A 20,543-nucleotide genomic window follows, 5' to 3' on the forward strand; every position below is an offset into this window, starting at 1 on the left:
AACTGATTACAGTATTAGAACATTTTTTTCTGATATATGTGGTTGGCGTAGATGTGGCATATACGAGGGGCATCCTATGGCGGATGATGAAACTCATATCGGTCGAAATAACGAGGAACGCAAGGAAGACGAAAACCGTCGCATTATGGGAAAGGCGCTGGAAGGTGCTGCGGCGGAAACCGTGCAACGCTTTGGTTCTGCCGTCAAGGAACATTTAGCGGCCTATGCGGGTGATAGAGAGAATGCTGCCGATGGTAATTCCAAACTGTCTAAGACCTTGAAGTCCATTGCTGAAACGCCGACAAGTAATGAATTCAAAAAGCAGAACATAGCTCAGCAAGCGGGTTTTAGTGCCGAGGTTGAGTCGGTAGCCAGGAAGAACGCCGATAACATTATTGCTGGCAACGATACGCGATTCAAACGATATGATGACGTGAAGCATTCAGATGGACGGCAGACATCGAACGACCCCATCGTGGATATTGTCGAAGTGGATGGATTGGGCAAAACGATCATCGGCTCCGAGGCTCAAATGAAGTTCGTCGGCAGTAGCCCGAAAGAGCTGCTTAATGCGTTGAAAAGCAAGGAATATGCGAAATATCGTAATGAAGGCGTCATCATGAATATTCCGGATGATTATTACGATGTACTGATGGGTGATGGGCCTGACGGCATCAACGGACAGATACGAAAACTTCAGGGCGAGCTGGATGGAGATCGGCTTGCCGGCAAGAATTCTCCAGAGTCTATTCAGCAGCAAATCGATGATCTGAAACAGATTAAGAAAAGCCTGCGGAAAAGTGGACTTACCAAGCGAGAAGCGTTGTATGCGCGAGAACATCCCAGACGCATGGTGGCGAAAGATGTAGCCAAAGTTGCCAATAAAGCCGGTCTGCAGCAGGCAAGGAATGGTGCGCTGATTGGTGGTGGTGTTTCTCTGATTCGAAATATGGTTGCCATGCATTAATGGCTCTATTGAGCCAGCGGAGGCAGCGAGAAACGTCGGCGTCGATGCAGGCTTGGCTGCGGCGTTCGGCTATGTCACCGCTTTTTCCGGCGCTGCCATTAAGGGTGCCATGCAAAACGCGTCGAGCGAGTATCTGCGTAGTCTATCGAGAACGAACGTTGCAGCTACGATGGTCTCCACTGTAACGGATGTTTCCAAGGTGGTTGCACTGTATTGCCGCGGCGAGATTACTGGAGCTGTTTGTATAGAGCGCCTCGGCCAGCAGGGAATGGGGCAGCTCGGAGGAGTGATGGGCGTTGCCGTGGCGATGGCCGCAATACCTGCAGATGGTGCTTTTATGGCTGCGATGGTTGGTATGGCTGGAAGCACCTTGGGATATGCTGCAGCTGTTGCCATATATGAGGAATTATCCACTGCTCTGCATGACTATGAGCTGGCGAAAGAGGAGCGTATTCGTGTGGAACGCGAATGTGCGGAAGCGGTGGAGCTCATCCGCCAATATAGGCGTGATATGTCTAGGGATGTCGAGAATTATCTGGCGACTCATGATGAATTGTTTAATAGAGCATTCGATGCAATGGATCAAGCGTTGATTTCCAATGATATTGATGGATATTTGGCCGGAAACGCCGAGATTCAAGAATCCTTGGGATACTTGCCAAGGTTTCGGACTCAGCAGGAGTTTGATGATTTGATGGCGTCAGACGACAATTTCGTTTTATAAGGAGGAGCCAGTTAATGAAGTACATCAAAACACGTGATGCATTACAAGCATTTTATTATCTGATTGCTGTCGATGGATCAGTCCGTGACGACGAACGCGCACTATTCGATCATATAGGTGACAATTTGGATGCAAAGCACTTCCATGATTATCGCAAAGAGATTATCGATTCGTGCGATGAGCGTATAAACCAGTGCCACGATTCCGATGATCGCTACGACGTAATTGTTGAGGGTGTTGATGCAGTCTTGTCGCATCGAACGGATAAAAGAGCTGCAGGAATTGCACCAAGGCTGCTTCTGTGGAATATGTTGTCAGTTGCCTTCGCCGATGGGGAATATGATGCAGTAGAAAGCAGACTCATCAGACATATTGCCCGGACGATGATTGCCGATCGTTCCATATACCCCGAAATGGAACATCTTATGCGCGCGGCGTATGACGTGCGAGGCGAGCTCGACTGGATCAGCAATTCCGAACTGCCATATAGTGAAGTTCGCCCCATGGTGGATCAGCTGGAAGAGCGCGTGAATGTTCTCCAAAACGCTGCCGTGTTGCTGATTGAAGACGAGACAGCCGCGCCAGCCCCGGAAGTCATGGTTCCAGAGAAGGACGTGTTTGATCAGACCAAGGATGCCGTTGACTCGGTGGTCGCTCCGGTTGTGGATCAGGTTCAGCAGGGTGCTCAGGGAGCCGCGGATGCGGTGAAGCATACGTTTGACAATAATGTTGCTCCTGTTCTCAACCAAGTTGGCGATGCGCTGAAGCCGGTGAATGATGCAGTGCTGAAACCGGTAGGCAACGCAGCCAATGAGGTTGCGAAACGTGCGGGTGACGCAGCCAATGAGGCTGCAAAACGTGCGGGCGATGCGGCCAATGAGGCTGCAAAACGTGCGGGCGATGCGGCCAATGCTGTACAAGGCTTCTTCGGTGGCCTCTTTGGACGCAAATAAGAGAAACCCAGGAAGGAATTCACTATGCCATTTTTTGTTGTTCCACTATTCATCGGAATGGCCGCTGCTGCCGGTACCGCAGGCGTGGGTATGGCTGCCAAAGGTAGTCTTGATCAGCACACGGCGAATCAGCTTAACGACAATTCCGGAGCACGCATTCGATGGGCAGCTAATAACCTCGAAAAGCTTCGTGGGCAATGTTCGGATTCCCTGAATGCCTTGGGCAAAGAGAAAGTCATCATTTTGGATGGGAGCGTTCAGCGCTTCCTTGATGCTTTTCAACAGTTGAAAAATGTTGATTTCACCGCGTCCGAAGGGCTTGATGAACTCAATAAACTGCGCATAGACAAAGCGGCTTTTGATGAACTTAAAACCATGGGAAACATAGCTTCGTCTTTGCTGGAAGGCGGTGTGGCCGGGGCAGCCAGCGGTGCATTGGCTGCGTTTGGCGCATATAGTGCCGCGTCGGCACTTGCCACGGCTTCCACAGGAACTGCGATCAGTGCATTAAGTGGTGTGGCTGCTTCCAACGCCACGTTGGCGTTCTTCGGGGGAGGGTCCTTGGCTGCAGGTGGCTTGGGCATGGCCGGTGGCGCCGCTGTACTTGGAGGTTTAGTCGCAGGTCCTGCATTGCTGGTCATGGGCGTTATCATCGGTGCCAAGGGTGGCAAAAACCTTGAGGAAGCGAAGACCCAGTCTGCTGAGGCAAGCAAATATTGTGAGCAGATGATGGCCGGTGCGGACCAGTGCGTTGCCATTCGTCGGCGTAGTTATATGTTCCACGCTTTGCTTGCCCGTCTTGATGCTAAATTCCTGCCTTCAATTCTTGAAATGGAAAATATCATAAAGACCGAGGGAACGGATTATTCGCAATTCCGTCAGGAAAGTAAGAAGACTATTGCCGCAGCTGCGTCCACTGCAGCATCAATCAAGGCCGTGCTAGATACTCCTCTGCTGGCCGAGGATGGGTCACTTACTTTGGAGTCGGAGAAGCTGATGAAGAACAGTGGCATTTGATGGGATGAGGATTCCGGAGCTGGACTGATGGTTCTGTGTCTTCTTCCGTTGATTTTGGGATATGGCGAGAATCCGTTGCCCGAGATGACGAGTCTTGCGGAAGCTCATGGCATTCGACTATTTAGTCTGCCGACTGTCGGACGAGAAGTGGATGCTTTCAGTTTTATGTTCGATGGTGTGCCGTATATCGCGGTAGATACCAGCAAGACCGCAGAACGTGTCCGTTTTGATATCGCACATGGAATGGGCATCTGATGATGCGTGAAATGGTATCCGAGGATGTAGCTGCCGCAGTAACGCGCGATATCGAAGGTGAAGCTCATTCGTTCGCCGCGAATCTTTTGATGCCGAAGCGCCGTGTTCTGGGCATGGTGCCGACTCACGCTTCAGTGTCGCAGATTTTGGCTGCGAAACATTATTTCAAGGTTTCCGCAATGGCTATGGCTCGCCGGGCCTATGAGCTGGGCCGATTGTCTGAATGGGAATATCGGCAGGTTTGCTCAGAACTGACGGTTCAAGGATACAAGAGTGGCGAGCCACGTGATCTGCGCCCAGAACAGTCGAAGGTATTCCGATTCGTGGCTGATACCAATAGGCAGAAGGGCATATCGGTTTCTACGGTGAGTGAGGAGACCGGGCTTGTGCCCAAAGAATTGCATGGATTGTCGTTTGGAAATATTTGGGCGGTTACGGGTGGGAGTAGCCTGAGTCAGAGAGCCATCTTGGGTCGAAATGAATCTGTTTGAGCTGACATCGCAATCTGGGTTGTGCAATGACTGAGTAACCCCTTGTTCTTTTGAGAGGTCGCTTCGCTGGTTTCCGTTGGTTTCGTTAATCGCATTTTTCGTTGCAATGACGCCGTTCTGGTGACGTTCGCGAGATTCGTTGATTGCTGCTGATTTCGCTGTTCTCTGCGGTCATTGTGTCCCGGTTGTGTCCACAGCGGCGCGGGTGTTCCCCAGTCAAATGAACTGGAATGACTGAGGAACAGCGTTGGACACCAATCAACTTGTCCGATTCTCTCCTATGAACTCTTGGAGCTGAGCATGTTGGTTTACTTACCATCCCTATGGTCACTTTCGTCGAGCGGGATTAGAGTAATGTGCGAGAAATCTATTACATCGCCGAAGAATACTTGTGATTCGTATTTCCGGACCTTGGCAGTGGCTGTGACAATTTTCTTAGCCACCACGCCATTGACTCCATCCATCGGCAGCAACCTGTATTCTCCGGTTTTCTCGGAAATCGTTTTGCATCCAGAGACGTTTGCGTACCACTGATAGTATCCAAGGAAGACTTTCCGCCTTCCCACATAGGCATTCAAACGGCTGACTCCATGAATGCAAGAAGGGAAACTCACCTTGCGTATCGACATGCCTGGATTAAGAGTGAAGGATAGTCCGTCCCACTTGTGGAAGATATAAGCATTCTTATGTTCCAGTAGAGCCAGAGCGATAATGTCGTTCTGGATGTCGAAGTCTCTGATTTCTTTGAACTCCGGGAACAAGATCTCTGACGAGGAACGCCGCTGAAGATCACTGTACAGCTGGGCAATTTCTTGCAGCTGCGCAAAATCAGGAAGATTATTAGTCGGCAAGTTGTCAATAGACAGGAAGGCTTCACCGTCAGGCGAGTGAAGGTTGAACTCCGATCCCTGCGAGAGCTCCTGACAAACGGTTATGGCGTCTTTGACCTTATCAACCGGCTTGCCCACTATATTTTTGATGGTGAAATTCATCTTGACCGTCGTGGTCGCATCACCATCAAAAATAAGTTGGACCCGAAGGCACTCGCTTTCATCCTCACCAGTCCATTGAGCACCGCCTTCAATCCCGTGAGTGCGCTCAACCTGTTTAAGCGACACGGAAGCAGAAGGCGAGGCCAAGATAAGCTCTAAATCATTCCCTTCATTCTGCGGGAGAATGAACGCCCGGCAGGACTGTATCTGCGCATCGGGCAGCGTGTCCTTCAGAAACGGGATATTGCCAGTATCCGCAAGACGAACAGGGAAATCAGCAAGTGAGGTGCCATATTTTTTGAACGACTCAAGCTGCTCACGTTGCTCTTGGTTCTGTGGCACAAACTGCACGGGGAAGGTTATCTTCGCGAATGACGTCGCTTCCTTGTACTTGGCGATCACATCAACGGTGATTGACGACCCGTCCGGCCTCTTTTCCAAAAAAGAGAAAACGAGGTTCGGTCTCGTAATGAAATATGAATGCTCGTCGAACTTACTGGCGATGTTCACGGTATAGGCATAGTTGGGATCACGATTTTCCAGCATGTCACAAATCGAGTGAAGTTTCGACAGCAGCGCTTTATCATCATGCAGATCGTCCACACGAGCGGCTTCGATAAATGTATGGACCAATCGCTCCACTTCGCGTATACCGTTACCGAGGAAATAGTCATAGACCTCGGGCATATCGGTAGCCCAAGCTTGGATGTTGGGTAGCCCGACCCAATCACAATTATATGGCAGTTCCTTCGTTATTTCCTTGAACCATTTCAGATTCTGCGGAGTTGGATCCAAGGGCAAGACCAGATACCAGTTCGCCACCTTATAGCCGGTTTCCCGGATATAGTCGTTCAGCGACTTCAGCGACTTCTTAATCTGACTCTTCTGGCTGGTTTTAAGAGTATGGGCAAACTTCTTCACCTGATAAACGTCATAGGTGCCATCACCGTTCTTCACCTGAAGATCTATCCCATTGTCACCGGATGAAGGGCGAACACGGTTTGCCTCAGGACGCTGCTTGCAAATAAATACGGCAAGCAGCGTCTCCATATCCTCGCCGGACAGATTCCCCCATGGAATAGGATCAACCACGAAAACCTCGCTTCTTGCCAAGTCGGCAACTACCCATTATCATCAGCTCTAGCTTGGTTGATTCGTCTTTGGCGCGCCGCTTGTGCCGCAAGTAACCCGCTTTGTCACGTATCTAACGAGCCGGAACCCTTAGAACATATGTTCTAACATGTGGCCTTGACGCAAGCCTACGGCGGCGGCAATCGCTGACTTCGGACGGTTGATGACAAACAGACGTACCTCGACTTGGCTAAACACTAGTATTAGCTGAGTCCAGACTCTAGACGGATTGGAGATTCGCAAGTGAGCAAGAGCCCGGTAGCTCATCCCACCAAGTATGACCCCCGGCCCACGCCCCGTTGCCGGAGACTGACCGAGCCGGATCGTGAGTCGGCTCATGCTCCCGCCAGCGAGGGCGTGAACCGACGAACCATTCCTCTAGGCGAATGGTCGGGACAGCATAGCCGAAGTACGCTGTCCCAGCTGACTCCATCCCTCACTCGTAGCTGATGACCAGACGGCCGACCACGTCGCCGCGCTCCAGTCGTTCGATCGCCTCCGGCACCTCGTCGAACGAGACGGTCGTGGTGACCGGCGTGAGCTTGCCGGTGCGCATCAGCTCGTAGACGCCTCGGATGTCGTCGGGCGTGCCGCCGTTGGATCCGCGCAGATCGCACTGGTTGACGATGAGCGACTTGGCATCGATGGTGGTTTCCAACCGGCCCATGCCGACGAGCACCACCACGCCGCCCAGCCTGATCACGTCCACCGCGTCGGCGGTGGTGTCGCCGAATCCGGCGAAGTCGACGATCACATCGAAGAATCCCTTCGGATAGTCCGTGATGGACTGGCGCGCGTCCACCGCGCCCAGTTCCTTGGCCAGCGGCCAGATATCCTCCTTGATCTCCGCCACATGCACCTCGGCGCCCAGCAGATGGGCCACGCGGGCGCCGATCTGGCCCAACCCGCCCAATCCGATGATGCCGACCCTGTCGCCGGCCTTCACGCCGCCACGGCGCACCACGGCCGCGTACGAGGTCATGCCCGCATCGGTGGCCGCGGCGCCGTTGACGAAATCCACCTCGTCGGGAATGCGCACCAGCGCCTGCGTGCCCACCACGATCTTCGGGCCGAATCCGCCGTCGAAGGAGGACCCGGGGCAGCCGGCCGGCGTGGTCGGGCATATCGCCACGCGGTCGCCCACCTGAAAATCGTCCACGCCCTCGCCGACTTGGCTGATCACGCCGGCATCCTCGTGGCCGAGCGTGACCGGCACCTGCGCCAGCATCGTCATCCAGCCCGGATCGGTGAGAATGCCCACATCGGTGTGGCAGATGCCGGCCGCCTTCACGTCGACGACGACCTGCCCCGGTCCGGCGGTCGGCTCGGGCAGCTCGGCGAGCTGCAATGGTTCATTGGTGCCGGTGAATCTCCATGACTTCATCATGACTCCTTAACTTCAAGGCGCATCGTCGCGCCATTCGGCCGAGCCCCTCGTCCCGGGCACGGACTGCGCCGTTGGGAATACGGCGACACCCTCTATCGTAGGGCAGCCGGGCGAACGACCCACGCGGCCCGTTGTCTACTTAGAAGTGCAACATCCTTTTTAAAGGGTGTTGCACTTCTAAGTAGACAACGGGATGTTTGGGTCGCACTATCTGCCCAAAAGCATGATGTGTTCAGCTCCGCTCACGAATGAAATCGAAGATCACGTCGAAGACCTGCTGGCTCCAGAAATCGTACTCATGTTCGGCGCCGTCGACTAGCACCAGCTGCGCGTCCACGCCGTGCTCGACCAGTTGGTCGCGCATCTTGACGGATTGATGATAGGGGACCACGGTGTCGGCGGTACCGTGCAACAGGAGCATCGGCGGATACTGCTGGTCATCCCGCACCTGCAGGTAGGGACTCATATCAGCCGCACGCTGACGGACCTCGGCATTGATGCCGGTCTCATGGGTCGCACCCACCACGGCCGCGAACGGGCCGAAATAATACAGCCGGAATGGATTGGTCTCATCGTCGAATGCGTCGACAGCTTCAAGCATGTCAGTGGGCGGGAAGCAGCTGACCACGTACTTCACCGCATCGCTTTCATCGGCATTGGTGCCATCCTCATACCTCGGATCGTCGGCGGTCAACCCCACCAGCAGCGACGTGTTGCCGCCGGACGACGTGCCCCAGATACCGAGACGGTCGGGGTCCACGTGCCATTGACGTGCGTTTGCCCTGAGATAGCGGATGGCTGCTTTGACGTCCTCGAGATATGCGGGGAACATGTCGTGGGGGTCGCTCGAGGCATCGCGATGATTCACCGTAGCCACCACAAAGCCTTCGCGGGCCAAAGCCGAGAGCTGCGGGATCTCGTAGTCGCGATGCGGCGTGGTCCAGGCGCTGCCTTGCACGAATACCACGGTGGGGTAGCGGCGGTCATCGTCATCGCCGGTGGATTGTGGTGAGATGATATCCATCACCAGGTTATCGGCCCCGGTCTTGTACGCCACGTTGCGGGTCAGCGTGGCCAATCCGGCAAGCGTGGGATTGTGCGGGATATGGATGACATTGTTTGCGCCGGCGTTGGCATCACTGACTTTGGATGAATCGGTAGTGTTCATGGAATCCCCCTAGCTCTGTTGCTATAGAGGTCATCATACAAGAAATAGGCATGATCACGGCACAACGATGTCTCGATCACAGCGAAGACATGAAGACGCGAAGACGCGCCCGGCAGCGCGCGCTGCCTGCCTGCGAGTTGCCTTCAAGTGCACTTCAAGCGATAAGGTGACATAAGCCGCGGCAATGGAGATTGCTGCCCGGCAACGAGGCGGACAGTGCCCGTTCGCCGATTCACGATAACAGAAATGAGACACTATGAAGACTCAGGAAATCGGACAATCCGGCATGATTGCGTCACGAGTGGCGCTGGGTGTGATGCGCATGGACGCGCTGGATGCCGCCGATGCGGCACGTACCGTGGCCGTGGCCCATGATTCTGGCATCGACTATTTCGACACGGCGGACATCTATGGATTCCATGATCATGCCGCGCACGCCAGTTCGAAGCGTTTCGGCCAAGCGTGGAAGGACGCAGGACTCGACCGCAGCACCATCTTCATCCAAACCAAGTTCGGCATCGACTACAGTTTCGGCGAAAACGATGGCGGCGCCAACGGATATGACTTCAGCGCCAAGCATCTGATTGACGCACTCGATCACGAGCTTGAGGCTTTGCAGACGGATTACGTCGACGCCGTGCTGCTGCACCGTATTGACACGCTGTTTGAGTTGAACGAGGTCGCCGAAGCATTCGACGCGTTGGAATCAAGCGGTAAAGTGCGTCATTTCGGAGTCAGCAATATGGGCCCGTGGCAGATCGAACTATTGCAAAGCGGCCTTCGTCAGAAATTGGAAATCAACCAACTGCAGTTCGGCCTGATGCATACACAGATGCTCGACGCTGAAATCCAATTCAATATGGCGAGCGATCCCGCAGCCGATCGCACCGGCGGCATCCTGCCTTATTCACGGCTGAAGCATATGACCATTCAGGCATGGTGCCCATTCCAATCCGGCACGGAATACGGTCCGTTCGTCGGCAACGAGCATTTCCCCGAGCTGAACGCCGAATTGACCCGTCTTGCCGGCAAATACGGTTCCACGCCCAACGGCATTGCCGTCGCTTGGATTCTGCGTCATCCCGCCGGTATCCAGCCGTTGCTCGGCTCAATGACACCGGAGCGCATCCGCCAGATGGCGGCCGGTGCCGATATCGAACTCGAACGCCGTGACTGGTGGTCGCTGTATCAGGCAGCCGGCAATCCGTTGATGTGATTGCGGAACCACTCGACAACCCGTGTTTCACTCACCGGCATCATATGGCACGTAGGAAATCCCGGATATCGGCGATTTCCTCATCACAGATGGCATGGGCCATGCCGGAATACTCGCGATAGGTCAGATGTCCGGCCCGTTCAAGGACCTGATGGGCCGTTTGCTGGTCGGGCAGCGGAATCGTGCGGTCCTGCGCGCCATACGCCAGGAAGAATCGGGTAGGGGAGTCAAGCGCCGCCTGTTCCTCGCCCATGAACGAAGGACTGAGCAGGATCGCGGCATCGAACAACGTCGGATGCACCTTGACCAGACGATACGACAGATAACCGCCTTGGGAGAAACCGATCAATATCTTCCTGCGATGGGCGAATGCCGAGGCATCCAGCAGTGAAGCCACCGCATCCCCGACCGCCGCGCATTCGCGTTGGCGCTCGTCCACGCCGCAGCCGTCGGGATACCAGTAATTGCCGCCCATATAGGGCCTCGCGTAGGTGGCGCGGAACGAGATATAGCTGGGTACGGCGGCAATTGCGGCCGGGGCCGCATCGGCTCGCGTCGGCGCATATACGGCGTCGAGAATCCGCATCATCTCGCTTTCGTCGTTGCCGTAACCGTGGAACATCAGGAAAATGGGGTCATTGCCGCCGGCATCGATCTGGCTTGTCATCTGCATTCGCATCGTCATCACCTCACCAGCGAGCTTACATGCATTAGACTTGTAGCGATTGACCCACCGAGCACGCAAGGAGCAAGTTATGGAGCCGAGGCGCGGGCCTCTCACCGCAGGCGAGAAAGTGCAGTTCACCGACCGCAAGGGCAAGAAGATCACCGATCAGCTTGTGGCCGGCGGCTCCACGCAGACCGAGCATGGCCTGATTCTGCATGACGATGTGATTGGCAAGACCGAAGGCACCGTAATCCTCACCGTGCATGCCAAGCGCGAGGCACAGGTCAATCAGGTCTACCCCGAGAAAGACAAGAACAAGCCGTGGAAATCGTCGCGCGCCATCGGCGGCTGGGAGTATGCGGTGATGCGCCCGCGACTGGCCGATTATGTGCTTTCGATGCCGCGCGGCGCGCAGATCATGTATCCGAAGGACATCGCCCAAGTTATTCAGCTCGGCGACATCCGCTCCGGCATGCGCGTGCTTGAGTCCGGTGCCGGCTCGGGCGCGATGAGCGTGAACCTGCTGGACGCCGTGGGCGAGCGCGGCCACCTGACCACGATCGAGCTGCGCCCCGAATTCGCCAAGGTCGCCCAAGCCAATGCCACGCTGTACTATGGCGAGGCCCCCAGCTGGTGGGATCTCAAAACCGGCGACTTCGATTCCGTTGCCGCCGAACTGCCCGAACACTGGTTCGACCGCATCATGCTCGACATGCTCGACCCGTGGAACAGGCTCGAGCAGGCATACCGCGTGATTGCCCCCGGCGGCGTGTTGGTCAGTTACGTAACTACCACCACGCAGATGAGCCGCATGGCCGAAGCCCTGCGCGCGGCCGGCTGCTGGACCGAGCCGCAGATCCAGGAATCGTTCGAACGCACATGGAAGGCCCAGGGCCTCGCCGTACGCCCCGACCACCAGATGATCGGTCATACCGGTTTCCTTGTTATCTCGCGCGCCATGGCCTCCGGGTTCGAGGCGCTCAGAAAGCGCGATCGCGTGACCAAGGACACACAGACCGACATCGACTCGCTCACCGACGAACAGCGTGAAGCGCAGATCGAGGAACTGGAACTGCGCGACATCTCCGACCACAAACTACGTAAGGTGTTGCGCGACCTCGACCGTCAGGTGGGAGAACTTGGCAATACGCACGAATAACCGCCAAACGATGAGTTTGTGAACGCTCACACACCTCTATACTGGAAGCAATACCACACCGCCACACCGCCACACCGGGCAGACGGTTCGTGAAGGGAGCCACGGATGGGCATCAAGCTGAGTAAAGTCGCCAAAGCGGCGAAGAAATACGACCATATTCTCATCATCATGAGGCATGCCAAGGCTGAGCCGTTCGGCGACAAGGGTGACTCGGAGCGCGAGCTCACCGACAAAGGTCTGAAACAGGCGAAGGCCGTGGGCAAGGGCATCGAGTCGTTGGGACTGGTGCCCGACCAAATCTCCTGCTCGTCCGTTACCCGCACGCGCCAGACGTTGGACCGCATGCTCAAGACCTTTGGCGACAAGCCAATCGTCGACTACCGCATCAGCCTGTATGACGGGGGAGTGCAGGCGGTGTTCGACGAGCTCGCCCACGTCAAGGCCAAGAATCGCGTGTTCATGATCGTGGGCCACGAGCCGACTGTGTCGATCAGCGCCCAATGGCTCGCCTCCGCCGACTCCGACGGCGAACGACTCGACCTGCTGAATTTGGGACTTTCGCCCGCATCCATCGTGATCATGGGATCGAACAAACCGTTCGACGAATGGCAGGTGCACAGCGGCGAACTGCTCGCGGTCATCAATGTGAAAGACTTCGACTAAAGCGGATATAAATTCCATCTATAACGACACTCTGCGGCCATTTATAAGGGCCGGAATCCGGATGTTTTGCTACCCTAAGTCGGGTTACGAACGCATACATTGGAGGATTCATGTCCACTCTGACTTCCGTCTCCGGCTTCCCCCGCATCGGGCAGAACCGCGAACTGAAGAAGATCATCGAAGGCTACTGGAAGGGTGCCAACGACCTCGCCGCCGTCAAGGCCACCGCCGCCGAACTGCGCGCCAAGCACTGGAAGCTGCAGCAGGCCGCCGGCATCGACCTCATTCCCAGCAACGACTTCAGCTACTACGATCAGATGCTGGACACCGCCATCCTTCTCAACGTGATTCCGCAGCGTTACGCACGTCTCTCCTTCGACAACCAGGAGGACACGCTCTTCGCCATGGCCCGCGGCTACCAGGGCGACAAGGGCGACGTGACCGCCCTGCCGATGAAGAAGTGGTTCACCACCAACTACCACTATCTGGTGCCCGAAGTCGAGTCGGCCGCGGAGATCAAGCTCAACTCCACCAAGCCGTTCGACGAGTTCAACGAGGCCAAGGCGCTGGGCATCGACACCAAGCCCGTGTTCATCGGCCCGTACACGTTCCTGAAGCTCGCCCGTACCCCGGAAGCCACCGAACTCGAGCTCGACAAGGGCCTGGTCAACGCCGTGGCCGCCGTCTACGTCGAAGTGCTCGCCAAGTTCAACGAGCTCGGCGCCGCATGGGTCCAGCTCGACGAGCCGTACCTCGTGCTCGACAAGGAGCCGGGCGACGTTGAACTCTTCAAGACCCTGTACACCAAGATCCTGTCCGCCAAGGGCAATGTCAAGGTGCTGCTCAACACCTACTTCGGCCACATCGCCGACGTGTACGAGACCGTCAACCTGCTCGGCTTCGACGGCATCGGCTTGGACCTCAACGAAGGTCGCGAGGAGAACCTCGAAGCCGTCGCCAAGTATGGCGTGGCCTCCAACACCACCATCTTCGCCGGCGTGATCAACGGCCGCAACATCTGGCGCAACAACTACGCCACCTCCCTCGGCCTGGTCGACGCCCTGAAGCAGGTCACCGCCAACGTGGCCGTCTCCACCGCATCCTCCCTGCTGCACGTGCCGTTCAGCACCGAAGGCGAGACCGGCATCCCGGCCGAAGACCTCAAGCACTTCGCGTTCGCCGTCCAGAAGCTCGACGAGCTCAAGGAAGTCGCCGCCCTGGCCGACGCCACCGAGGACGAGAAGAAGGCATCCGCCGCCCTCGCCGCCAACCAGGCTCTGTTCGACGGCACCCGCGTGGCCGCCGACCCGGCCGTCGCCGAGCGCATCGGCAAGCTGTCCGACGCCGACTACGTGCGTCAGCCTGCCCGCGAGGAGCGTCAGGCCCTGCAGCGCGAGGCCCTCGGCCTGCCGCTGCTGCCGACCACCACCATCGGCTCCTTCCCCCAGACCAAGGAGATTCGCGCCGAGCGTGCCAAGCTGCGCAAGGGCGAGGTCACCAAGGAAGCCTACGACGAGTTCATCAAAGCCCAGATCGACGCCGTCATCAAGAAGCAGGAGGAGATCGGCCTCGACGTGCTGGTCCACGGCGAGTTCGAGCGTAACGACATGGTCGAATATTTCGGCCAGAACCTCAACGGCTTCCTGTTCACCAAGAACGCTTGGGTCCAGTCCTACGGCACCCGTTGCGTCAAGCCCCCGATCGTCTGGGGCGACGTTTCCCGCGCCAACCCGATTACCGTGGAATGGTCCGCGTACGCCCAGTCCAAGACCGACCATGTGATGAAGGGCATGCTCACCGGCCCGGTGACCATCCTCAACTGGTCCTGGCCGCGCGAGGACATCACCCACGAGGAGCAGACCAAGCAGCTCGCCCTCGCCATCCGCGACGAAGTGCTCGATCTCGAGGCCGCCGGTATCAAGGTCATCCAGATCGATGAGGCCGCCCTGCGTGAGAAGCTGCCGCTGCGCAAGTCCGACTGGCACGTCAAGTACCTCGACTGGGCCGTTCCGGCCTTCCGTCTGGTGCACTCCGCCGTCAAGCCGACCACCCAGATTCACACCCACATGTGCTACTCCGAGTTCAACGACATCATCCGCGACATCGACGCGATGGATGCCGACGTGATCTCCTTCGAAGCCTCCCGTGGCGATCTGGTGGTGCTCGACGCCATTCATGACGCGCACTTCGAGACCGAGGCCGGCCCGGGCGTCTACGACATTCACTCCCCGCGTATTCCTTCCGAGAAGGAGATCGAGGATCGTATCTACGAGATCCTTGACAAGATGGACGTCAAGAAGGTGTGGATCAACCCTGACTGCGGTCTGAAGACCCGTGGTAACGCCGAGACCTGGCCGAGCCTGGAGAACCTGGTCGCCGCCGCCAAGGCCGTGCGCGCCAAGCTCGACAAGTAGCGGAAATCACCGAGCTCCCTCTGGATGAGGGAGCTCGGGTTTATGTAAGGAAATCAGCATGCATTCCCCGATGTTCACCCTTGAGGTCTTTCCCCCGAAGCGCAACGCGCCTGTTGGCACCATCTACGACACCCTCGACGGACTCGAAGGGCTGAACCCCGACTTCATCTCCGTGACCTACGGTCACGGCACCCATTCCGACCGCACCGCCACCGCGCGCATCGCCCACACGATCAGCAAGGAATACGGCATCCCCGCAGTCGCCCACCTGACCGCGCTCTACTCCGACAAGGCCAAGATCGATGAGGCTCTCGACATGTTCGAGGAAGCCGGCGTGAGCGCTGTGCTCGCGCTGCGCGGCGACTACATCGACGGCGAGCAGCTGGTCGGCGAGTTCAACCACGCCAGCGACCTCGTGTCATACATCCGCTCCGTGAAGCCGGACTTCAAGGTGTTTGGTGCTTGCTACCCGGAAGGCCACTATCAGGCTGACTCGCTGGACCAGGACATCGAAAACCTCAAAATCAAGGTCGATGCCGGCGTCACTCACCTGATTTCCCAGCTCTTCTACGACAATGAGGACTTCTACCGCTTCCTCGACAAGGCGCGCGCCGCCGGCATCACCGTGCCGATCGAGGCGGGCATCATGCCGGTGCGTGGCGCCAAGTCCGTGCATCGCATGGCCGAGCGCAACGCCTCGCGCATCCCGGACAAGCTCAACACCCTGCTGAACAAGTGGGGGGACGACATCCAGTCCCTGCGTGCCGCCGGCATCCTCTACGCTTCCGAGCAGATCGCCGACCTCGTGGCCCACGACGTGGACGGCGTCCACCTGTATTCGATGAACCACCCCGCCACCACGCGCCGTATCTGGCGCAATGCGGAACCGTTGTTCCGCGGTACGCAAGGTTGACGCATATCGCGGCGCGGCGCATCTCAATGCGTCGCGCCGCACGTTAATCTGCTGGCGAAACCCAGAGTTCCCCCAGCGGCCGATGGGTATCATGAACGTGCAATCCAACCAAAGCGATGGAAGGGAGTCCGTTATGTGCACTGGTGTCCGTTTCTCCGATGATGAGGGCAACACCTATTTCGGCCGTAATCTCGACTGGAGTTTCTCATATGGGGAGACCATCCTGGTCACTCCGCGCGGCTACCACTATGACACGGTGTTCGGTGCGGGCGGCAAGGCGAAGCCGAACGCGGTGATCGGCGTGGGTGTGGTCATGGCCGATAGGCCGATGTATTTCGACTGCGCCAATGAACATGGTCTGGCCATCGCCGGCTTGAATTTCCCCGGCTACGCCTCGTTCGTCCACGAACCGGTCGAAGGCACGGAAAACGTCGCCACGTTCGAATTTCCGCTGTGGGTGGCGCGTAATTTCGACTCCGTCGACGAGGTCGAGGAGGCGCTCAGGAACGTGACGCTCGTCTCCCAGATCGTGCCGGGACAGCAGGAGTCTCTGCTGCACTGGTTCATCGGCGACGGCAAGCGCAGCATCGTCGTCGAGCAGATGGCCGATGGCATGCACGTGCATCATGATGACGTCGATGTGCTGACCAATCAGCCGACGTTCGACTTCCATATGGAAAACCTGCGCAACTACATGTGCGTCAGCAACGAGATGGCCGAACCGACTTCATGGGGCAAGGCCTCCTTGACCGCCTGGGGTGCGGGTGTGGGCATGCATGGCATCCCGGGCGACGTGAGTTCCCCGTCGCGCTTCGTTCGTGTGGCCTACACCAACGCGCATTACCCGCAGCAGAACGATGAAGCCGCCAATGTGTCGCGCCTGTTCCACACCCTCGGCTCCGTGCAGATGGTGGACGGCATGGCGAAGATGGGCGACGGCCAGTTCGAACGCACGCTGTTCACCAGCGGATATTCGTCCAAGACCAACACCTATTACATGAACACCTATGATGACCCCGCCATCCGTTCCTACGCCATGGCCGATTACGATATGGATTCCTCGGAGCTCATCAGCGTCGCCCGATGACTCCTTCCCGGCTCATGCCCCATTCGGAGGGCATGAGCGTATATAGTGGAATCTTATGGAATCGTCGATCTTCAAACCCAGCTCCATGGACCTCATCAGGGCAGGTCTGCAAGACCTCGACAAGGCCCGCGCCTTGTTCGACCAGCTCAAGGCGGACGACATTCCCGATGAGCGATGCGCCGAACTGCTGAGCGCGCTGGCCCACGCCTGCGACCCCGATATGGCATTGAGCAATTTCGTGGATATCGTCAACGCGATGCAATCCAGCCAGCGCGATCTGGAACACGTCATCCCCGACAACGACGCCCTGAAGCGTCTGGTCACGGTGCTCGGCGTCTCCGACGCGATGGGCAAGTTCATGCGCTTCAAGCCGCAGCTTGTGGAGGCGGCAGCAGTCGACAACTGCAACAGCCATCTGTTCAATCACGCGCAACGCCGTGCACGTCTGCTCAAGGCGGTCGGCGCGGACCCGGACGAACCGGCCATGCCCGTCGCCTCCAAGGATCTGGCCGAAGCGGCCACGGCCCTGCGTTCCAGCTACCGGAACCAACTGGCCGCCATCATCGCCCAGGATGCCGTGGCGGACGACCCGACCTCCATCCAACCGACCATCAGCCGCGAACTGTCCGACCTCGCGGACGCGGCGCTCGAAGGCGCGCTGGCCATCGCCCGCCACGAAACCGAGGGCAGCGAGCACGTGCGCTTCACCATCATCGGCATGGGCAAACTCGGCGCACAGGAACTGAACTACGTCTCCGACGTGGACCTCATCTACGTGGTCGAACCGGCCGACAAGGATGTGGACCATCAGACGCTGATTCGCGTGGGCACCAAGATGGGCACCATGTTACAGCGCGTCTGCCAGTCCGCCATCATGGGCGTGGCCGAGCAGCCGCTGTGGCAGATCGACGGCGGCCTGCGCCCGGAAGGCAAGGACGGCGCGCTGGTGCGCGTGCTCTCCTCGCACAAGAACTATTACGAGCAGTGGGCCGAGAATTGGGAGTTCCAAGCGCTGCTCAAGGCCCGCCCGGTGGCCGGCGACCCCGACCTCGGTCAGGCCTACATGGACATGACCCGGCCGTTCGTGTGGAGCGCATCCAAGCGCAAGAACTTCGTCTACGACTGCCAGAAAATGCGCAAGCGCGTGGAGGATTTGATTCCCGCGCCCCTGAAGGACCGCGAGATTAAGCTCGGCCGCGGCGGTCTGCGCGATGTGGAATTCACCGTGCAGATGCTCCAGCTCGTACACGGCCGCACCGACGAATCGCTGCGCACCAGCAACACGCTCGACTCGCTGCAGCGCCTGTCCGAAGGCGGCTATGTCTCGCGCAAGCAGGCCGTGCGCATGTCCCAGGACTACCGCTTCGAGCGCGTGATGGAACATCGCCAGCAGATCTGGTCCCTGAAGCGCACGCACCTGTTCCCGGACCTCGGCCGGGCCTCGGTCGGAGGCCTCGAAAAGAAGCGCGACATCGACGTGGACGAGCTCAACCAGAACCAGGAGCTGCGCCGACTCGCCCGCGCATTCGGCCTGCACCCGGAAGAACTCGTCGACAAGTACGACGACACCCGCCGCGAAGTACGCCACCTGCACCTCGACATCTACTATCGCCCGATGCTGCCGGTCAACGCCCAGATGGAGAACGACCAGATCGTCCTGAGCGTCGAGGCAGCACAGGAACGATTCGAATCCATCGGTTTCGGCGACCCGGACGCCGCCATCCGCCACGTGCAGGCGCTCACCGCCGGCGTGGGGCGCGCGGCCAAAATCAACCGCATCATTCTGCCCGCCGTCTTGCAGTGGCTGGGCGAGGGCCAGAACCCGGACATGGGCCTGCTCAACTGGCGCAAACTGGAGGAGAACTTCGGCACCGAATCCGGCTACCTCGGCTTCCTGCGCGACTCCACCTCCGCCGCCCAGCGCCTGTGCCACATCCTGTCCAACTCACGATTCCTGGGCGACGCGCTCAACAAGTCGGTCGAATCGATCAGCTGGCTTGGCGACGACGACAATCTGCAGGCCCGCACGCGCGAGGCCTTGGACGTGCAGACCGGCTCGGCGCTGGAACGTTTCGGCTCGAACATCAACGAGTTCGCCACCTCCATGCGCGCCATGCGCCGCCACGAAATCGAACGCATCGGCCTGTCTTGGATGAGCGGTGTGATCAGCGACTCCGACAGTCTCAAGGCCATGACCGACGTGTATGACGCGATCATCGATGCCTCCCTGACCTGGGCCGTGCGCCACCAGATCGCCGAGTTCGGCGTCGAAACCGCGCCGGCCGGCATCACCGTCATCGCCATGGGCCGTTACGGCGGGCGCGAAGTGAACTTCAGCTCCGATGCGGATGCCATTCTCATCTACCGTCCGGCCGACGATGCCGACGACGGCCAAGCCAACGCCTTCGCCAAGAAGGTCGTGGAAGACCTGCGCAACATCCTGCAAGGACCGACGACGCTGGAACCCAAGATCGAACTCGACCTGGACCTGCGCCCGGAAGGCAAGAACGGCCCGCTCGTGCGCTCCTATGCCTCCTGCGAGGAATACTACGAATCCTGGGCTTCGACCTGGGAGCGCCAGGCGCTGCTGCGCGCCCGGTACGCGGCCGGCGACGCTGAACTGGCGCGGGACTTCCTGATCAACATCGCCGACCCGCTGCGCTACCCGACCACGGAACTGACTGAAGCAGAATTGCAGAACATCCGCAAGCTCAAGGCCCGCATGGAAGCCGAGCGTCTGCCGCGCGGCGTGCGCCGTGAACGGCATCTGAAGCTCGGCAAGGGCGGCTTGTCTGACGTGGAATGGACCGTGCAACTCATGCAGCTCCAGCACGCCGGCGATATCAAAGATCTGCGCGTCAACGGCACGCTGGAGGCATTGGACGTGCTGGAAGCCAAGAAGCTCATCAGCGCTATCGACGCGATTCAGCTGCGCAAGGCATGGACGTTGTGCACCGCGGCCCGCAACGGCAGCTATCTGTGGAGTGGGCGCGCCAACCAGGCCGATATTCTGCCTGATGACATCTATTCGCTGGGCGGCATCGCCGTCTACCTCGGCTACGGCGCCCACCGCGGCCAGCATTTCGAGAACGACCTGCTGGCCGTGATGCGCAAATGCCGTGACGTATGCCAGCGCTTGTTCTATGGGAAGACCGAAGGCGAGGCGGCTGCGGCAACCACCGCCACGGCCTCCGCCGCAACGCAGCAGCCGCAAACCGCCCCTCGCCCGCGTATGCACGTGATCGCACCGCGACTGGAACGAAATCGACGCCGCGCGCAGCGATAAGGCAGCATATTCGTTGGATTTTCAGGTGGACACTCGGTGAATGCGGCTGTCCG

The 20,543-nt window shown here is 58.2% G+C and carries 17 protein-coding genes; 13 read left to right on the plus strand and 4 right to left on the minus strand.

Annotated features, from left to right (window positions below; translation table 11 throughout):
- The first annotated feature begins 76 nt into the window (after positions 1-76).
- From BLLJ_RS11395 to BLLJ_RS04140, 6 genes are read left to right on the plus strand one after another with little or no spacing between them, the layout of a single operon-like run.
- On the plus strand, positions 77-967 hold the full coding sequence (locus BLLJ_RS11395; protein WP_013582548.1) for a hypothetical protein: 891 nt from the start codon (positions 77-79) through the stop codon (positions 965-967).
- A gap of 52 nt (positions 968-1,019) precedes the next feature.
- Positions 1,020-1,691 (plus strand): hypothetical protein, encoded by a 672-nt coding sequence (locus tag BLLJ_RS11400; protein ID WP_231837335.1) that lies wholly within the window; start codon positions 1,020-1,022, stop codon positions 1,689-1,691.
- Positions 1,692-1,705: 14 nt separating this feature from the next.
- Positions 1,706-2,644, plus strand: coding sequence for a TerB family tellurite resistance protein (locus BLLJ_RS04125; protein WP_013582550.1), 939 nt, complete (start codon positions 1,706-1,708; stop codon positions 2,642-2,644).
- 24 nt (positions 2,645-2,668) lie between these two features.
- Positions 2,669-3,661, plus strand: a complete 993-nt coding sequence (locus BLLJ_RS04130; protein ID WP_013582551.1) for a hypothetical protein — start codon at positions 2,669-2,671, stop codon at positions 3,659-3,661.
- 27 nt (positions 3,662-3,688) lie between these two features.
- Positions 3,689-3,916 (plus strand): ImmA/IrrE family metallo-endopeptidase, encoded by a 228-nt coding sequence (locus tag BLLJ_RS11405; RefSeq protein ID WP_016507610.1) that lies wholly within the window; start codon positions 3,689-3,691, stop codon positions 3,914-3,916.
- Positions 3,916-4,407 carry an ImmA/IrrE family metallo-endopeptidase gene (locus BLLJ_RS04140; protein WP_013582552.1) on the plus strand — a complete coding sequence of 164 codons (492 nt, stop codon included), beginning with the start codon at positions 3,916-3,918 and terminating at the stop codon, positions 4,405-4,407. Before BLLJ_RS11405 ends, BLLJ_RS04140 begins: the two co-directional genes overlap by 1 nt.
- Positions 4,408-4,715: 308 nt before the next feature.
- Here the strand turns inward: BLLJ_RS04140 and BLLJ_RS04145 are convergent, their stop codons facing one another.
- The 3 genes from BLLJ_RS04145 to BLLJ_RS04160 all read right to left on the minus strand — a co-directional run bounded on the left by BLLJ_RS04145 (position 4,716) and on the right by BLLJ_RS04160 (position 9,085).
- Entirely contained in the window at positions 4,716-6,491 is a 1,776-nt protein-coding gene (locus BLLJ_RS04145; protein WP_013582553.1) for a hypothetical protein, read from the minus strand.
- 475 nt (positions 6,492-6,966) lie between these two features.
- Positions 6,967-7,914, minus strand: a complete 948-nt coding sequence (locus BLLJ_RS04155; RefSeq protein ID WP_013582554.1) for a zinc-binding dehydrogenase — start codon at positions 7,912-7,914, stop codon at positions 6,967-6,969.
- A 235-nt stretch (positions 7,915-8,149) separates the two neighbouring features.
- Positions 8,150-9,085, minus strand: coding sequence for an alpha/beta hydrolase (locus BLLJ_RS04160; protein WP_008783478.1), 936 nt, complete (start codon positions 9,083-9,085; stop codon positions 8,150-8,152).
- Positions 9,086-9,341: 256 nt separating this feature from the next.
- Here BLLJ_RS04160 and BLLJ_RS04165 point away from each other — a divergent pair, with 256 nt between their 5' ends.
- The gene (locus tag BLLJ_RS04165; protein ID WP_013582555.1) at positions 9,342-10,301 is read left to right on the plus strand and encodes an aldo/keto reductase; all 960 of its coding nucleotides are present in this window, start codon (positions 9,342-9,344) and stop codon (positions 10,299-10,301) included.
- Between the two features lie 40 nt (positions 10,302-10,341).
- On the opposite strand, the gene BLLJ_RS04170 is transcribed toward BLLJ_RS04165, so the two are convergent.
- Complete coding sequence (locus tag BLLJ_RS04170; protein WP_013582556.1) at positions 10,342-10,974, minus strand: alpha/beta hydrolase; 633 nt, start codon at positions 10,972-10,974, stop codon at positions 10,342-10,344.
- Between the two features lie 82 nt (positions 10,975-11,056).
- Between BLLJ_RS04170 and BLLJ_RS04175 the strand changes: the two genes are divergently transcribed.
- The 6 genes from BLLJ_RS04175 to BLLJ_RS04200 all read left to right on the plus strand — a co-directional run bounded on the left by BLLJ_RS04175 (position 11,057) and on the right by BLLJ_RS04200 (position 20,490).
- Positions 11,057-12,127, plus strand: a complete 1,071-nt coding sequence (locus BLLJ_RS04175; RefSeq protein WP_007054214.1) for a tRNA (adenine-N1)-methyltransferase — start codon at positions 11,057-11,059, stop codon at positions 12,125-12,127.
- 105 nt (positions 12,128-12,232) lie between these two features.
- The gene (locus BLLJ_RS04180) at positions 12,233-12,790 is read left to right on the plus strand and encodes a SixA phosphatase family protein (RefSeq protein WP_007052218.1); all 558 of its coding nucleotides are present in this window, start codon (positions 12,233-12,235) and stop codon (positions 12,788-12,790) included.
- A gap of 110 nt (positions 12,791-12,900) precedes the next feature.
- Positions 12,901-15,204 (plus strand): 5-methyltetrahydropteroyltriglutamate--homocysteine S-methyltransferase, encoded by a 2,304-nt coding sequence (gene metE / locus BLLJ_RS04185; protein ID WP_007052219.1) that lies wholly within the window; start codon positions 12,901-12,903, stop codon positions 15,202-15,204.
- A 58-nt stretch (positions 15,205-15,262) separates the two neighbouring features.
- A complete protein-coding gene (gene metF, locus BLLJ_RS04190; protein ID WP_013582557.1) occupies positions 15,263-16,117 on the plus strand; it encodes a methylenetetrahydrofolate reductase [NAD(P)H] in 855 nt (284 codons plus the stop codon).
- Positions 16,118-16,250: 133 nt separating this feature from the next.
- Positions 16,251-17,204: a choloylglycine hydrolase gene (bsh, locus tag BLLJ_RS04195; RefSeq protein WP_007052221.1), complete on the plus strand. Its 954-nt coding sequence runs from the start codon at positions 16,251-16,253 to the stop codon at positions 17,202-17,204.
- A gap of 55 nt (positions 17,205-17,259) precedes the next feature.
- Positions 17,260-20,490 (plus strand): bifunctional [glutamine synthetase] adenylyltransferase/[glutamine synthetase]-adenylyl-L-tyrosine phosphorylase, encoded by a 3,231-nt coding sequence (locus BLLJ_RS04200; RefSeq protein ID WP_007052222.1) that lies wholly within the window; start codon positions 17,260-17,262, stop codon positions 20,488-20,490.
- Positions 20,491-20,543 lie beyond the last annotated feature (53 nt).

Source organism: Bifidobacterium longum subsp. longum JCM 1217 (genome assembly GCF_000196555.1).
Lineage (GTDB): Bacteria > Actinomycetota > Actinomycetes > Actinomycetales > Bifidobacteriaceae > Bifidobacterium > Bifidobacterium longum.

Coding starts and splice junctions, on each gene's coding strand:
- BLLJ_RS04130 (WP_013582551.1), top strand. CDS start 2,669: ATGCCATTTTTTGTTGTTCCACTATTCATCGGAATGGCCGCTGCTGCC.
- BLLJ_RS04200 (WP_007052222.1), top strand. CDS start 17,260: ATGGAATCGTCGATCTTCAAACCCAGCTCCATGGACCTCATCAGGGCA.
- bsh (WP_007052221.1), top strand. CDS start 16,251: ATGTGCACTGGTGTCCGTTTCTCCGATGATGAGGGCAACACCTATTTC.
- BLLJ_RS04175 (WP_007054214.1), top strand. CDS start 11,057: ATGGAGCCGAGGCGCGGGCCTCTCACCGCAGGCGAGAAAGTGCAGTTC.
- BLLJ_RS11405 (WP_016507610.1), top strand. CDS start 3,689: ATGGTTCTGTGTCTTCTTCCGTTGATTTTGGGATATGGCGAGAATCCG.
- BLLJ_RS04160 (WP_008783478.1), bottom strand. CDS start 9,085: ATGAACACTACCGATTCATCCAAAGTCAGTGATGCCAACGCCGGCGCA.
- BLLJ_RS04155 (WP_013582554.1), bottom strand. CDS start 7,914: ATGAAGTCATGGAGATTCACCGGCACCAATGAACCATTGCAGCTCGCC.
- BLLJ_RS04140 (WP_013582552.1), top strand. CDS start 3,916: ATGATGCGTGAAATGGTATCCGAGGATGTAGCTGCCGCAGTAACGCGC.
- BLLJ_RS04125 (WP_013582550.1), top strand. CDS start 1,706: ATGAAGTACATCAAAACACGTGATGCATTACAAGCATTTTATTATCTG.
- BLLJ_RS11395 (WP_013582548.1), top strand. CDS start 77: ATGGCGGATGATGAAACTCATATCGGTCGAAATAACGAGGAACGCAAG.
- metE (WP_007052219.1), top strand. CDS start 12,901: ATGTCCACTCTGACTTCCGTCTCCGGCTTCCCCCGCATCGGGCAGAAC.
- metF (WP_013582557.1), top strand. CDS start 15,263: ATGCATTCCCCGATGTTCACCCTTGAGGTCTTTCCCCCGAAGCGCAAC.
- BLLJ_RS04165 (WP_013582555.1), top strand. CDS start 9,342: ATGAAGACTCAGGAAATCGGACAATCCGGCATGATTGCGTCACGAGTG.
- BLLJ_RS04170 (WP_013582556.1), bottom strand. CDS start 10,974: ATGCAGATGACAAGCCAGATCGATGCCGGCGGCAATGACCCCATTTTC.
- BLLJ_RS04180 (WP_007052218.1), top strand. CDS start 12,233: ATGGGCATCAAGCTGAGTAAAGTCGCCAAAGCGGCGAAGAAATACGAC.